This is a genomic window from Paraburkholderia sp. J8-2 (genome assembly GCF_905220195.1).
In the GTDB taxonomy this organism is placed as follows: domain Bacteria; phylum Pseudomonadota; class Gammaproteobacteria; order Burkholderiales; family Burkholderiaceae; genus Paraburkholderia.
Window position 1 is genome coordinate 66,858 of sequence record NZ_CAJMZA010000008.1, and the last position, 12,361, is coordinate 79,218.

The 12,361-nt window shown below is 62.9% G+C and carries 12 protein-coding genes; 2 read left to right on the forward strand and 10 right to left on the reverse strand.

All coding sequences use genetic code 11. The features are described 5' to 3' along the window. Positions 1-10: 10 nt before the first annotated feature. The 4 genes from arsB to U5A52_RS19490 are packed head-to-tail and all read right to left on the reverse strand — an operon-like array spanning position 11 to position 2,471. Positions 11-1,081, reverse strand: coding sequence for an ACR3 family arsenite efflux transporter (arsB, locus tag U5A52_RS19475; protein ID WP_321935867.1), 1,071 nt, complete (start codon positions 1,079-1,081; stop codon positions 11-13). Between the two features lie 23 nt (positions 1,082-1,104). Further along, positions 1,105-1,599, reverse strand: a complete 495-nt coding sequence (locus U5A52_RS19480) for an arsenate reductase ArsC (protein WP_321935868.1) — start codon at positions 1,597-1,599, stop codon at positions 1,105-1,107. Between the two features lie 59 nt (positions 1,600-1,658). Then, complete coding sequence (locus U5A52_RS19485; protein ID WP_321910975.1) at positions 1,659-2,135, reverse strand: ArsI/CadI family heavy metal resistance metalloenzyme; 477 nt, start codon at positions 2,133-2,135, stop codon at positions 1,659-1,661. A 12-nt stretch (positions 2,136-2,147) separates the two neighbouring features. Continuing rightward, positions 2,148-2,471, reverse strand: a complete 324-nt coding sequence (locus tag U5A52_RS19490) for a metalloregulator ArsR/SmtB family transcription factor (RefSeq protein ID WP_321935869.1) — start codon at positions 2,469-2,471, stop codon at positions 2,148-2,150. A 265-nt stretch (positions 2,472-2,736) separates the two neighbouring features. On the opposite strand from U5A52_RS19490, the gene U5A52_RS19495 reads away from it, so the two are divergent. Then, complete coding sequence (locus U5A52_RS19495; protein WP_321910979.1) at positions 2,737-3,012, forward strand: hypothetical protein; 276 nt, start codon at positions 2,737-2,739, stop codon at positions 3,010-3,012. A gap of 33 nt (positions 3,013-3,045) precedes the next feature. Here U5A52_RS19495 and U5A52_RS19500 read toward each other — a convergent pair whose 3' ends face one another. The 3 genes from U5A52_RS19500 to U5A52_RS19510 are packed head-to-tail and all read right to left on the reverse strand — an operon-like array spanning position 3,046 to position 4,802. Further along, positions 3,046-3,234, reverse strand: a complete 189-nt coding sequence (locus U5A52_RS19500) for a DUF1289 domain-containing protein (RefSeq protein WP_321910981.1) — start codon at positions 3,232-3,234, stop codon at positions 3,046-3,048. Between the two features lie 3 nt (positions 3,235-3,237). Continuing rightward, positions 3,238-4,521, reverse strand: a complete 1,284-nt coding sequence (dmeF, locus tag U5A52_RS19505; RefSeq protein WP_321910983.1) for a CDF family Co(II)/Ni(II) efflux transporter DmeF — start codon at positions 4,519-4,521, stop codon at positions 3,238-3,240. An 8-nt stretch (positions 4,522-4,529) separates the two neighbouring features. Then, positions 4,530-4,802, reverse strand: a complete 273-nt coding sequence (locus U5A52_RS19510) for a metal/formaldehyde-sensitive transcriptional repressor (RefSeq protein ID WP_233886791.1) — start codon at positions 4,800-4,802, stop codon at positions 4,530-4,532. A 233-nt stretch (positions 4,803-5,035) separates the two neighbouring features. Between U5A52_RS19510 and U5A52_RS19515 the strand changes: the two genes are divergently transcribed. Then, positions 5,036-7,252, forward strand: a complete 2,217-nt coding sequence (locus U5A52_RS19515) for a penicillin-binding protein 1A (protein WP_321935870.1) — start codon at positions 5,036-5,038, stop codon at positions 7,250-7,252. Between the two features lie 19 nt (positions 7,253-7,271). Here U5A52_RS19515 and U5A52_RS19520 read toward each other — a convergent pair whose 3' ends face one another. The 3 genes from U5A52_RS19520 to U5A52_RS19530 are packed head-to-tail and all read right to left on the reverse strand — an operon-like array spanning position 7,272 to position 12,351. After that, a complete protein-coding gene (locus tag U5A52_RS19520) occupies positions 7,272-7,625 on the reverse strand; it encodes a copper-binding protein (RefSeq protein ID WP_321935871.1) in 354 nt (117 codons plus the stop codon). After that, positions 7,622-10,828, reverse strand: coding sequence for an efflux RND transporter permease subunit (locus tag U5A52_RS19525; RefSeq protein ID WP_321935872.1), 3,207 nt, complete (start codon positions 10,826-10,828; stop codon positions 7,622-7,624). Before U5A52_RS19525 ends, U5A52_RS19520 begins: the two co-directional genes overlap by 4 nt. Then, complete coding sequence (locus U5A52_RS19530; RefSeq protein ID WP_321935873.1) at positions 10,825-12,351, reverse strand: efflux RND transporter periplasmic adaptor subunit; 1,527 nt, start codon at positions 12,349-12,351, stop codon at positions 10,825-10,827. The genes U5A52_RS19525 and U5A52_RS19530 overlap by 4 nt, the downstream gene beginning before the upstream one ends. Positions 12,352-12,361: the final 10 nt, after the last annotated feature.

A 12,361-nucleotide genomic window follows, 5' to 3' on the forward strand; every position in this document is an offset into this window, starting at 1 on the left:
CCTTGAATCTTCAGGCGCACTCGTACCAGTGCTTCGACCGGTTGACAATGCGCACGACGAGCAGCATGACCGGCACTTCGATCAGCACGCCCACGACGGTCGCGAGCGCGGCGCCCGAGTTGAAACCAAACAGGCCGATTGCCGTGGCGACGGCCAGTTCGAAGAAGTTCGACGCGCCGATCAGTGCAGACGGGCAGGCAATGTTGTGCTTTTCGCCGACCGCGCGATTGAGCCCGTACGCCAGCGCCGAATTGAAGAACACCTGGATCAGGATCGGCACCGCTAGCAGCACGATGACGAGCGGCTGCTTCAGAATGGCCTCGCCCTGGAACGCGAACAGCAGCACGAGCGTTGCGAGCAGCGCGGTGATCGACCACGGACCGATCTTCGCCATGGCGGCGTCGAAGGCCGCCTGCCCTTTGGCGAGCAGCGCGTGGCGCACGATCTGCGCGAGGACCACGGGAATGACGATGTAAAGCACGACCGAGGTGAGCAGTGTCGCCCACGGCACCGTGATCGCCGACATGCCGAGCAGGAGGCCGACGAGCGGCGCAAACGCGACGACCATGATGCTGTCGTTCAGCGCCACCTGCGAGAGCGTGAAGAGCGGATCGCCGCCGGTGAGCCGGCTCCAGACAAAGACCATCGCCGTACACGGGGCCGCCGCAAGCAGGATCAGACCGGCGACGTAACTGTCGAGCTGCCCGGCGGGCAGCAGCGGCGCGAACAGGTGCTTGATGAAGAGCCATGCGAGCAGTGCCATCGTGAATGGCTTGACCAGCCAGTTCACGAAAAGCGTGACGCCAATGCCCTTCACGTGCTGACGCACTTCATGCAGCGCGCCGAAATCGACCTTGACGAGCATCGGGACGATCATCACCCAGATCAGCAGGCCGACCGGCAGATTGACGTGCGCATACTCCATCCGGCCGATCGTCTGGAAGACGCCGGGCAGCACCTGGCCGAGCAGAATGCCCGCGATAATGCACAGCGCGACCCATACACTCAGGTAACGCTCGAAGAAACTGATGGCCGGCTTCGGAGCCGTCTTGCGCGAAGCGGCGACGTTGGGGGCGCTCATGGGACAACTCGATAAATAAGTGATTAGCTCTGCAGAATGTCGTCGAGCGCCTGCTGAAGCTCGACATTGTCCAGGCGCGCGAGCGGAAGCTCGAGCAACTGCAACATGCGATAGCCGATGGCCTGGCGCGTAAGCTCGAACGCCTGGCGCTTGCCTTCATCGCCCCCCGGTGCATTCGACGGATCGGCGTAGCCCCAGTGCACCTTGACCGGGCTGCCGGGCCAGAACGGGCACGCCTCGGCGGCCGCGCTGTCGCACACCGTAATGACGATACGCATGGGCGGCGCGCCGTCCTGAGCGAACTCGTCCCAGCTCTTGCTGCGATAGCCCTGTGTGTCGATGCCCGCGCGCGTCAATGCTTCGAGCGCGAACGGATTGATGCGGCCGCTCGGCGCGCTGCCCGCGCTGAACGCACGCACGTCCTTGCCGAGTTTGCGCGCCCAGTGGTTCAGCATGCCCTCCGAGAGCACGCTGCGCGCGGAATTGTGCGTGCAGAGAATGAGTACGTTCGTGGTCATGGCGAATTGCCTGTGCAAATCAACAGCAGGTTGTCAATCGTGTCGGCCGCGATGCTCATTCAGCAGCAGGCCGAACCAGCGGGCTTCACGGGAACACCAACGGGCTTGCCACGCGGGCCGCAGCACGCCGGCGCGCTTGACGGTTGCGCGCCCTGGCGGCTCTCGCCGTAGACCGCGGCGCTGTCGAGCGTATGGAAGTGCTCCCAGGCGATCCCTTGCGGATCGACGATCCAGTGCTTGTCGCTGCGCGCATAGCAGCAGGTGGTTTCGCCCTGGTCGAGCAGCGCCATGTCCGCGGCCTGCGCACGCTGGGCGAGTTCGGCCAGCTCGGCTGGGTCGTCGACCTGGAAACCCAGGTGGTCCACGCCGGTTTTCGCGCCGCGTGTGGATATCGCAAAGTTCACGCGGGGATCGTCCAGCATCCATTTCGCGTAGTCCGCCTCGACGCGCGTGGGCTCAGCGCCGAACAGCTTCGAATAGAACATGACACTGGCTGCGATATCGTCAACGTGGACGTGGATATGAAACCGCTTCATGAGGGTTCTCCATCAGCATTGGCATGAACCGGCGCCCTGATCCAGACAAGGCTGCCCTTGGCAACAGTTCTCGGTCAGAAAGCCGAGGACTGCGTTCATCTGCTCATAGGCAGCCCGGTAGATCAGGCTGCGCCCCTCGCGCTCCTGCGTGACCAGCCCGGCGTGCATCAACTCCTTCAGGTGAAAGGAGAGCGTCGCGTTAGGAATATCGAGCTGCGCCGCGATCACGCCCGGCGTCAATCCGCCCGGGCCGGCGACGACCAGCATGCGGAACACGCGCAGGCGCAATTCGTGGGCGAGCGCCGCGAGGGCACAGATGATGTCTTTCTCTTCCATATTTCCAATATATTCGAAATGATGAGTCGACGCAAGCGCCCTCTCCCGATGCAACGCCGACCTGATTCTCGAACGATGCGGCGCTGGCAACGCTGCGCGGTGCATCCACCGGCCAAATATTCCTTCCCCGACTTCAGCCAACTGGTGGGCAAAACCCCCGCAAATCCGGTATAAATGCTCCCTGCCAGTGAACCCGCCTTCGAGTGGGTTTTTTGTTGCTCAGCAAAATCCAATCCAGGCACGTTGAAATTTGGGGGACTGTTCCATGAAGAAACCAGCACTCGCACAGTTGGCACTCGCTGCCATTGCAATCGGCGTGACCGGCGCGGCACACGCCGCCGATGTCAACGTAGGCATCAACGTGGGTACCCCTGTCGTGGTCGCCCCGCCGCCTCCCGCTGTCGTCATTACGCCGGGCTGGCATGGCGACCGCTATTGGGACGGCCACCGCTACTGGGAACGCGACGATTGGGAAAAGCACCATCACCATGACAAGGGCTGGCACTGCCCGCCCGGACACGCCAAGAAAGGCGAGTGCTGATCGGGCTACCCGCCTCGAAAGCACAAAGCACTTTCAGCGCACAGATCCGGCCGCCTTTATTTTTGCTTCCCGCCGCGGCCGGTCATTGAGGATCTGGTGACGCATATGGTCAGTCATCTTCTTCCAGGCCCGGATCTCGTCCCGGGTACGAAAGCAGCCGGTACAAAGCCCGCTTTTGCCGTGGAACGCGCACACGTCGATGCAAGGTGATTTCACAGCCATCGTTCACACCGCCGCGCGCAGCGGATTCACTTCGACCGTGACATGAGACAGGCTCCGGAAGCGGCGAAGCGCGCCATGATAGAAGTCCGGGCCGCGTGAAGCCTGGTCCGTTGCGACCGACACAACGGCACTCAGGTGCCCGGGCCCCACACGCCAGACGTGAAGGTCGAGCACCCGGTCGCCGTTGTCTTCGATCAGGTTGCGCACGCCCTCGGCCGTGCGCTGATCCGAATTCATGTCCAGCAGAATGGCTCCGGTGTCGCGCAGAAGACTCCACGACCAGTTCGCGATCACCACCGCGCCCACAATGCCCGCAAGCGGGTCCATCCATAGCCACCCGAACGCGCGGGCAAGCAGCAGTCCGATAATCGCCAGCACGGAAACCGCTGCATCGGCAATCACGTGGGCATACGCCGCGCGGATGTTGTGGTCGCGTGCCGCCGCAGCGTGTGCGTCGTCATGGTCATGCTCTTCAAACTCGATTGCATGCTCGCCATCGGGAAGCTGAACGATGACCTTGAAGGCATGGGGTTCCGGTATGTCGTCCTTCGATTCCAGATAGCCGTCGCGGGCCACGAACTCGAACGTCTGCCGCTGCCCGTTTTCACGAATTGTCGTCATGCGCACGTCTGCGGGATCGCACGTGAGCGCCTGCGTGTGGAGACGGAATACCGGGGGCACGCCGTCCTCGAAAATCGAAACGCTGAAGCGCCCTGCTGCCGTGACGATCTCCCGCGCTTCTTCATGTTCGTGACCGTCGTGGCCGTGGCCGTGCGCATGGCTATGCCCATGATCGTGGCCGTGACCATGACTGTGCCCGTGATGACCGCCGCTGAGCAGCCAGACACTGGCAAGATTGACGAGCAGGCCAACAACGGCAATGGGTATCGCCTCACCGAAATGGATCGGGACCGGTGCGAACAGGCGGCACACCGCCTCGTAACCAATCAGGAGTGCGATCATTGCAAGCACGATGGCGCTGGTGAAACCGGCGAGGTCGCCCAGCTTGCCGGTCCCGAAAACGAAGCGTGGGTCGCGGGCGTGGCGGCGCGCATAGGTGTAGGCAAGCGCCGCGATCAGCATCGCCCCCGCGTGCGTCGACATATGCAGTCCGTCCGCCACGAGCGCGAGCGAGCCGAACAGGCTTCCGCCCACGATCTCGGCGACCATCATGGCGCTACAGAGCGCGATCACCATCCAGGTCCGGCGTTCGTTGTCCTCGTGGGCGTTGCCGAGAAAAATATGGTCGTGCCCGGCCCCGAAGGCCGCATCTTCAAACCTGCTCATCACGTCTTTCACTTGAAGTAACTGTGAACCACTTCGATTAACTGTTCCGTGCCGCTGCCGTGTTCGTCGGCCGGTTCGGCGTCCACGAGATGCGTGCGGATATGGTCCTCGAGCACCACCGCAAGCAGTCCGTTCATCGCGCCCCGCGAGCTGGTGATGAGCTGAAGCACGTCCATGCAGCCACGCTCCTCCTCCAGGGCCCGCTCGATCGCCTCAATCTGCCCCTTGATCCTGCGAACCCGGTTGAGCAGCTTCTGTTTCTCGCGAATGGTATGACTCAAGGCGGCTCCTTATAGGGTAGGGGGGTATACTAGCACGACGGCCGCCGCATCGCTGAAGTCCGTGGCGACGGGCGTCCTTGCGTCGTCGCCGGCGCCTCGCATCGAGCGCGCCATGCCGCCAATTCGAAACAAGTGTAATCATCTGTTAGCGTCGGGCAGGAAGGCCTCTTTTGCGGCCTGAAACGCATCAGCGCTTTGGTACGATCCGGCCTTTCGTCCATTGCGCAGCCACCGTGAATCACCCTTATGTGTCGCTATTTCGTGAACTCTGCGCACGCTGGGTGAACCGTGTCCGCTCGCTAGCCGCCACGGCCGGCGCGAAGGCACGCCGCGTTTTTCGCGCGGCGCTGCACGGTATTTGCCACCCGACACGCCGTGGCATCGTCCTGACGCTCGCTGCATTGCCGGTGCTTTCGCTGGCCTACACGGCAGCGCTCATTCCATTCACCCCGCGCCTCGGTGACATCCGCAAGGCCCGCGTCGATCGTCCCGCGCTGATCCTCTCCGCCGACGGCAACGTGCTCGCCGAGTTCAAGCCGGTCAATCGCGAATGGGTCACGCTCAACCAGATTTCGCCGCATGTGGTGGACGCCCTGATCGCGACCGAGGATCACCGCTTTTACGAGCATCACGGCATTGACCTTCAGCGCGTTGCGGGGGCCGCGGTCCATACGTTCACGGGCAGTCGCCAGGGCGGCTCCACCCTCACCCAGCAGCTCGCACGCAACCTGTATCCGGATGAAATCGGCCGCGCGCCAACGTTGACGCGCAAGCTCAAGGAAGCGATCACCGCGTTCAAGATCGAGTCCGTCTACAGCAAAGACCAGATCCTCGAGACGTACCTGAACACGGTGCCCTTTCTGTACAACGCATACGGCGTGGAGATGGCCGCGCGAACGTACTTCGGCAAACCAGCCGCCGATCTCGATGTCCTCGAGAGTGCGACGCTCGTTGGCATGCTCAAGGCGAACAGCGCATACAACCCGGTGCTCAATCCTGATCGCGCGCTGGAGCGCCGCAACACGGTGCTCGCGCAGATGGTGAAGTACGGCAAGCTCGATGCGCACGCGTACGCCTGGCTAAAACACCAGCCGATCAACGTCAATTTCGAGCCTCAGTCCGAACAGGTTGGCGCGGCCCCGCACTTCTCAGCCCAGTTGCGCAAGTGGCTGACTGCCTGGGCGGATAGCAATGGCTACAACATCTATTCCGATGGACTCGTCGTGCGAACGACCATCGATTCCCGGCTTCAGGCGATGGCCACGCAGGCGGTTGCGTGGCAAACCAGCCAGCTGCAGTCGATCGCCAACGGCGCGTGGAACGAGCGGACCGGCTGCTGGCCGGGTAACGCGCTGTTCCAGTCGTTCATGAGGCAGACGCCGGAGTATCGTTCGGCGCGCGACGCAGGCCTGGCGGATGCGGACGCCATCAGGAAACTCGCGACGGACGCGTCGTTTGTCGAAGGCCTCTGTCACAGCAAGACGCAGATTCAGGCCGGGTTCGTCGCGATGGATCCGCGCAACGGCGACATCAAGGCGTGGGTCGGCAGCCGCGATTTTCACGACGAGCCGTTCGACCATGTGCAGCAGGCGCGGCGGCAGCCAGGTTCCACTTTCAAAGCGTTCGTCTATGGCGCCGCCTTTGCGGATGGCGCGCAGCCAGGCGACACGATCGTCGACCGCAACGTCGCGATCCCGCTGAAGGGCACTGCGGTATGGAAGCCGACCGATCCGGAGCCGCCAACCGGCCGGCCGATGTCGCTGCGTGACGCCTTCGCCTTTTCACGTAACCGCGTGACAGCCCAGCTCATGCAGCGCGAAGGCCCTGCGAAAGTCGCTACGCTTGCGCGCGAGATGGGCATACGCGAGAGCGCACTGGACCCCGTGCCGTCGCTTGCGCTGGGCACGAGCCCCGTCACGCTCAAGGAGATGGTTTCGGCGTATTGCACGATCGCCGACCGGGGAGCCTATGTCGAGCCGCGCATGGTCACACGCATCGAGGACCGCAGCGGCAACGTGCTCGCCGACTTCCCTGCCGCACGGCCGCAGCAGGCGCTGCCCGCCCCTGCCGCACTGAAGCTGGTCGATGTGATGCGCGACGTCGTCAACCGCGGCACCGGCAGCGACATCCGGACACGCTTCGGGATTCACGCCGACGTTGGCGGCAAAACGGGCACGACGCAGGACAGCACCGATAGCTGGTTCATCCTGATCCACCCCCAGCTGGTCGCCGGCGCCTGGGTGGGATTCGACGACGCGCGCGTGACGTTGCGCAACGACTACTGGGGTGAAGGTGCGCACAGCGCCCTGCCGGTGGTGGGCGCCTTCTACGACATGGCGCTGCGCGCACGGGCTATCGACTCTCACGCGCAGCTTGCGCCAGGAAACAATACGCCGCCGCGCGCAGCCCATGCGCGCAAGCGCCACCATTTCCTTTTCTGGAGCTTCTGAGTCGAGGCGACCGCCCCCGTTAAGGCTGCTTTTCGAGTTTCACGATGGTCAGCGTGCCATTGACGTTTTCGACTCGCACCTTGACCTTGTCGCCTTCGTGAACCTGCTTGACCATGCTTTCATCCTTCGCCTTGAATGCCATGGTCATCGGGGGCATGCCGACGTTCTCCAGGGCGCCGTGCTTCAGGGTGACCATTCCCGTAGCGGCGTCGACCTTCCTGACCTCGGCATCGGTTAGCGCGGAATTCGAAGCGACCTTCGTGACCGCGGGCTTCGCGGCGGACATGTTCATGCCCGCCATTTCGTCACCAGCAAATGCAGGGGCCGCGCGAACGGCAGCCACGGCAGCGACAGCAAGAATCATCTTTTTCATTGTGTTTCCCTGGTTTGGGTAGAAGGCACTTTCGTGCCAGAAGGTTCTGCGTGGGTAAATGGAACCTCGTTGCGTTGCCTCATTCGGCGACGCTGCAGGAGGAACCAGGCTGCGGGAATAACGAACATCGAGAGAATGGGCGCGGTGACCATTCCGCCGACCATCGGAGCGGCGATACGCTGCATGACCTCCGAGCCGGCGCCGTGTCCGACCATGATGGGAATGAGCCCTGCAAGGACCACCGCTACCGTCATGGCCTTCGGCCGCACACGCAAGACCGCGCCTTCGCGAATCGCGTCGAGCAATGTGGCCTCGGTCATGGCCTCCCCAAGCTCGAGCCGCCGGGTCAGTGCGCCCTTCAGGTACAGCAGCATGACGACGCCGAACTCGGCCGCAACACCCGCGAGCGCAATGAAACCGACCGATGTGGCGACGGACACCGCGTGGCCCAGTATCCAGATGAGCCAGAAGCCGCCGACGAGCGCGAACGGCACCGTCGACATGAGCAGTAGCGCATCGGCCGCCGAGTTGAAGGTCAGGAAGAGCAGCACGAAGATGACGACAAGCGTCACCGGAATCACCGTGCGCAATGTCGCCGCTGCACGTTCGAGGTACTCGAACTGCCCTGACCATGCGATCGAATATCCGGGCGGAAGCGGCACCTTTTCTGCGACGGCGCGTTGCATCGCCTTGACTGCCGATTCCAGGTCCACGTTCCGGATATCGACGTAGACGTAGCCGGAAAGCCGTGCGTTTTCGCTGCGTATCATGGGCGGTCCGTCGGCGATCCGGATGTCCGCCACGTCGCCAAGCTGGATCTGTGCGCCCCGGTCGGTCAGAACCGGCAACTGCCGCAGCTTTTCCAGCGAATCGCGAACCTCGCGCGGATAGCGGATGTTGATCGGGAAGCGCTCGCGCCCCGCAATGACTTCGCCGACGTTGTCGCCGCCCACCGCCGTGGAAACCACCGACTGGATATCGCCGACGGAAAGGCCATAACGCGCCGCTGCCTGCCGGTTGATGTCGACGTCGATGTATCGGCCGCCGTTCAGTCGTTCCGCAAGCGCTGAAGTCACGCCCGGAACCCCCTTCACCGCCGCCTCGACCTGCCCTGCCACCTTGTCGATTTCATTCAGGTCGGGCCCGGAAATCTTTACGCCGACCGGCGTTTTGATACCGGTGGACAGCATGTCGAGGCGATTGCGGATGGGCGGCACCCAGACGTTCGACAGCCCCGGCACCTTCACGGTCTTGTCGAGTTCATCGACGAGCTTCTCCGGCGTCATACCGGGACGCCACTGACTGCGCGGCTTGAACTGGATGGTGGTTTCGAACATCTCGAGCGGTGCCGGGTCGGTTGCCGTGTCGGCGCGGCCCGACTTGCCGAACACGGTCGCGACTTCCGGTACCGTCTTGATGAGCCGATCGGTCTGCTGCAAAAGCTCGGATGCCTTGTCTGCCGAAATGCCGGGAAGCGCCGTTGGCATGTACAACAGATCGCCCTCGTCGAGCGGTGGCATGAATTCGCCACCGAGTCGCGAGAGCGGAATGGCGCTCAGCAAAAGCGCAACGACCGCAAGCCCAATCGCAATCCACGGGCGGCGCAGCGTGGCTTCGAGCATCGGCCGGTACAGTCGAATGAGCGCGCGATTGATGGGGTTCGCGCTCTCATGCGGAATGCGCCCGCGAATGAGATAGCCCATCAGTACCGGCACCAGCGTGACCGAAAGACCCGCAGCGGCAGCAATGGTGTAAGTCTTCGTGAAGGCGAGCGGAGAAAAGAGCTTGCCTTCCTGCCCCTCCAGCGAAAATACCGGAACGAACGAGAGCGTGATGATAAGCAGTGAGAAGAATAGCGCCGGTCCGACTTCCGCCGCCGACGTAGCGATGAGTTCCCAACGCTGTGCAGCCGTCATGGGCCTGCCGGGATGCGCATGCTCGTACGCCTCGAGATGCTTGTGGGCGTTCTCGATCATCACGATGGCCGCATCGATCATCGCGCCGATGGCGATGGCGATCCCGCCCAACGACATCAGATTCGCATTCACACCTTGATAGCGCATGACGATGAAAGCCGCCAGCACGCCCAGCGGCAGCGACAGAATGGCCACGAACGCGCTGCGCAAATGAAAGAGGAACACGGCGCAGACCAGGCCAACGATGATGAACTCTTCGATGAGCTTGTCTCTCAGGTTGTCCACGGCGCGTTCGATGAGCTGCGAGCGGTCGTATGTCGTCACGACCTCGACACCCGCGGGCAGCGAGCGCTTCAGGTCAGCGAGCTTCGCCTTCACTGCGCCGATGGTCGTCAACGCGTTTTTGCCTGAGCGCATGACGATGACCCCGCCCGCGACTTCGCCCTCCCCGTTCAGCTCGGCAATCCCACGGCGCATCTCGGGTCCGATCTGGATGCGGGCGACATCGCCAAGCAGAACCGGTGTGCCCGCGTCATTGGTGCGAAGCACGACATTGCGAAAATCGTCGAGCGAGCGCAGGTAGCCCGACGAGCGGACCATGTACTCCGATTCCGCCAGTTCGACCACTGAGCCACCGGACGCCTGGTTCGCCTTGCCAAGGGCATCCGCTACCATGGCCTCGGTAATGCCGTATGCACGCAGCTTGTCGGGATCGAGCACCACCTGATACTGGCGCACCATCCCGCCAATGCTGGCCACTTCCGACACGTCCGGCACGGACTTCAGTTCGAATTTCAGGAACCAGTCGTTGAGCGCGCGCAGTTCTCCGAGGTCGTGCTGACCCGTGCGGTCGACCAGTGCGTACTCATAGACCCAGCCCACCCCCGTCGCGTCGGGCCCGAGTGAAACCGTCGCGCCTGGTGGAAGGCGGCTCTGAACCTGATTCAGGTATTCGAGCACACGCGAGCGGGCCCAGTATTGATCGGTCTTGTCGTCGAACAGCACGTAGACAAACGCGTCGCCGAATGACGAATACGCGCGGATCGTTTTCGCGCCTGGCACACCGAGCAAAGTCGTCGTGAGCGGGTACGTCACCTGGTCCTCGACGACCTGGGGCGCCTTGCCCGGATACGACGTCTTGATGATGACCTGCGTGTCCGACAGGTCCGGCAACGCGTCGAGTGGTGTCTCCTTGAGCGAGTAGACGCCCCATGCCGTGACGAGCACAGTGGCCAGCAGAACCAGGAACCGGTTGTGAATGGACCAGCGTATGAGACGCGCGATCATTTGGCGTCTCCCACGGGTTCGACCTTCGTGAGCTGGTAGCCGTCGTCCGATTGTCTGAAGACGAAGTGGACTGTCTGGCCGGGTTTGACGTCGGGAAATGCGCCGGATGACGGCTTGTTGAACGCCATCGTCATCGCGCCCCAGCCCAGCGCCGGCACCGGTTGATGCGAGAACGTGATGTCGAGAGCGCTGACCTTTTCCACCTTGCCGGTGGTTTCGTATGTCTTTACGGCAGCGCTCGGGATGGACGCCGGCATTGCCGCGCTCGCGCCAGCCGCGCCTTCGATTCTCGGCAGGACCGATTTCAGACTGGCTTCCGAGTCGATCAGGAACTGGCCGGAAGCGACGACCGTCTCGCCATCGCTCAAGCCGCTCATGACTTCCGTGTCGCTGCCGACGTCGTTGCCAACCGTCACGTCTGCAGGTTGCAGGCGGCCGTCCGCGTTCTTGACGATCACGACCGACCGCTTGCCGGTCGTGATGACGGCTTCAGAAGGCACAAGCAGTCGCGAAACCGTTTTTTGCGCATCGACGCGCACGCGCATCAGCATGCCGGGCGTGAGTCTGAGCGCGGTGTTATCGATTTCGAGCCGCGCCTGAAGCGTGCGGCTCGTGGTGCTGATGCCGGGCAGGATTTCGCGAATCTGCCCTTTGAAGTGCTGTGTCGGGTCGCCACTGAACGTCGCGTCAACGCGCATGCCGGGCTGCACACGCAACGCCAGGTTCTCGGGAATCTCGACGATGAGCCAAAGCTTCGATAGACCCGCGACCTTCGCAAGCGTCTGACCGGGCGCGACCTGCGCACCGTCGCGCACGTTCAATTCACTTAGGATACCTGTCTCTGGCGAAGCGAGGACAATGTGTGTCTGCGCCTTGCCCGTGCGGTCGAGACTCGCCATGACGCCATCCGGAATCGACAGCGCGCGCATACGCGCACGCGACGCTTCCAGCAAACTGTTGTCCATCCCGCCGCGCTTGAGCGCGAGGTATTCCTCCTGCGGCGCGAGCCAGTCGGGCACGAAAACCGAAGCGATGGGGGCGCCCTTCGCAACCCGTTGCATCGGCGCACTGGCGTACAGGCGGTCGATGTAGCCCGTAACGCGCGTCTGCACGACATCGGCCTGCGATTCGTCGAATTGCGTGGTGCCGACGGCGTCGAATCCTTCCGTCGTTTCCTCGCGGCGCACGGTGGCGTAGCGAATACCGAGGTTCTGCTGAAGTCCCGGGTTGATTGCGATACCGGATGAGCCGCCCCCTTCGTCCGCATACACAGGCTCGAGTTGCATGTCCATGAATGGCGACTTGCCGGGCTTGTCGAAGTGCTGGTTCGGCACCATCGGGTCGTGCCAGTAAAGCACTTTCCTGCCGGTTTTCGGGTCAGTCGGGTTGCCGGAAGCCGAAGCGGCGATCGTGTTTTCACCCGAAGCCGACGCGTGTCGTACGCCGACGAAATACCCAGTGCCAAGAAGCGCTGCGGCGGCAAAGAGTGCCAATATCGCGCGTACCAAAGGTTTTTGAGTCATTGCTTTCTCC

Excerpts from the sequence above, each read along its gene's own strand:
- U5A52_RS19495 (WP_321910979.1), top strand. The coding sequence starts at position 2,737 with ATGAAGAAACCAGCACTCGCACAGTTGGCACTCGCTGCCATTGCAATC.
- dmeF (WP_321910983.1), bottom strand. The coding sequence starts at position 4,521 with ATGAGCAGGTTTGAAGATGCGGCCTTCGGGGCCGGGCACGACCATATT.
- U5A52_RS19500 (WP_321910981.1), bottom strand. The coding sequence starts at position 3,234 with ATGGCTGTGAAATCACCTTGCATCGACGTGTGCGCGTTCCACGGCAAA.
- arsB (WP_321935867.1), bottom strand. The coding sequence starts at position 1,081 with ATGAGCGCCCCCAACGTCGCCGCTTCGCGCAAGACGGCTCCGAAGCCG.
- U5A52_RS19485 (WP_321910975.1), bottom strand. The coding sequence starts at position 2,135 with ATGAAGCGGTTTCATATCCACGTCCACGTTGACGATATCGCAGCCAGT.
- U5A52_RS19490 (WP_321935869.1), bottom strand. The coding sequence starts at position 2,471 with ATGGAAGAGAAAGACATCATCTGTGCCCTCGCGGCGCTCGCCCACGAA.
- U5A52_RS19530 (WP_321935873.1), bottom strand. The coding sequence starts at position 12,351 with ATGACTCAAAAACCTTTGGTACGCGCGATATTGGCACTCTTTGCCGCC.
- U5A52_RS19525 (WP_321935872.1), bottom strand. The coding sequence starts at position 10,828 with ATGATCGCGCGTCTCATACGCTGGTCCATTCACAACCGGTTCCTGGTT.
- U5A52_RS19520 (WP_321935871.1), bottom strand. The coding sequence starts at position 7,625 with ATGAAAAAGATGATTCTTGCTGTCGCTGCCGTGGCTGCCGTTCGCGCG.
- U5A52_RS19480 (WP_321935868.1), bottom strand. The coding sequence starts at position 1,599 with ATGACCACGAACGTACTCATTCTCTGCACGCACAATTCCGCGCGCAGC.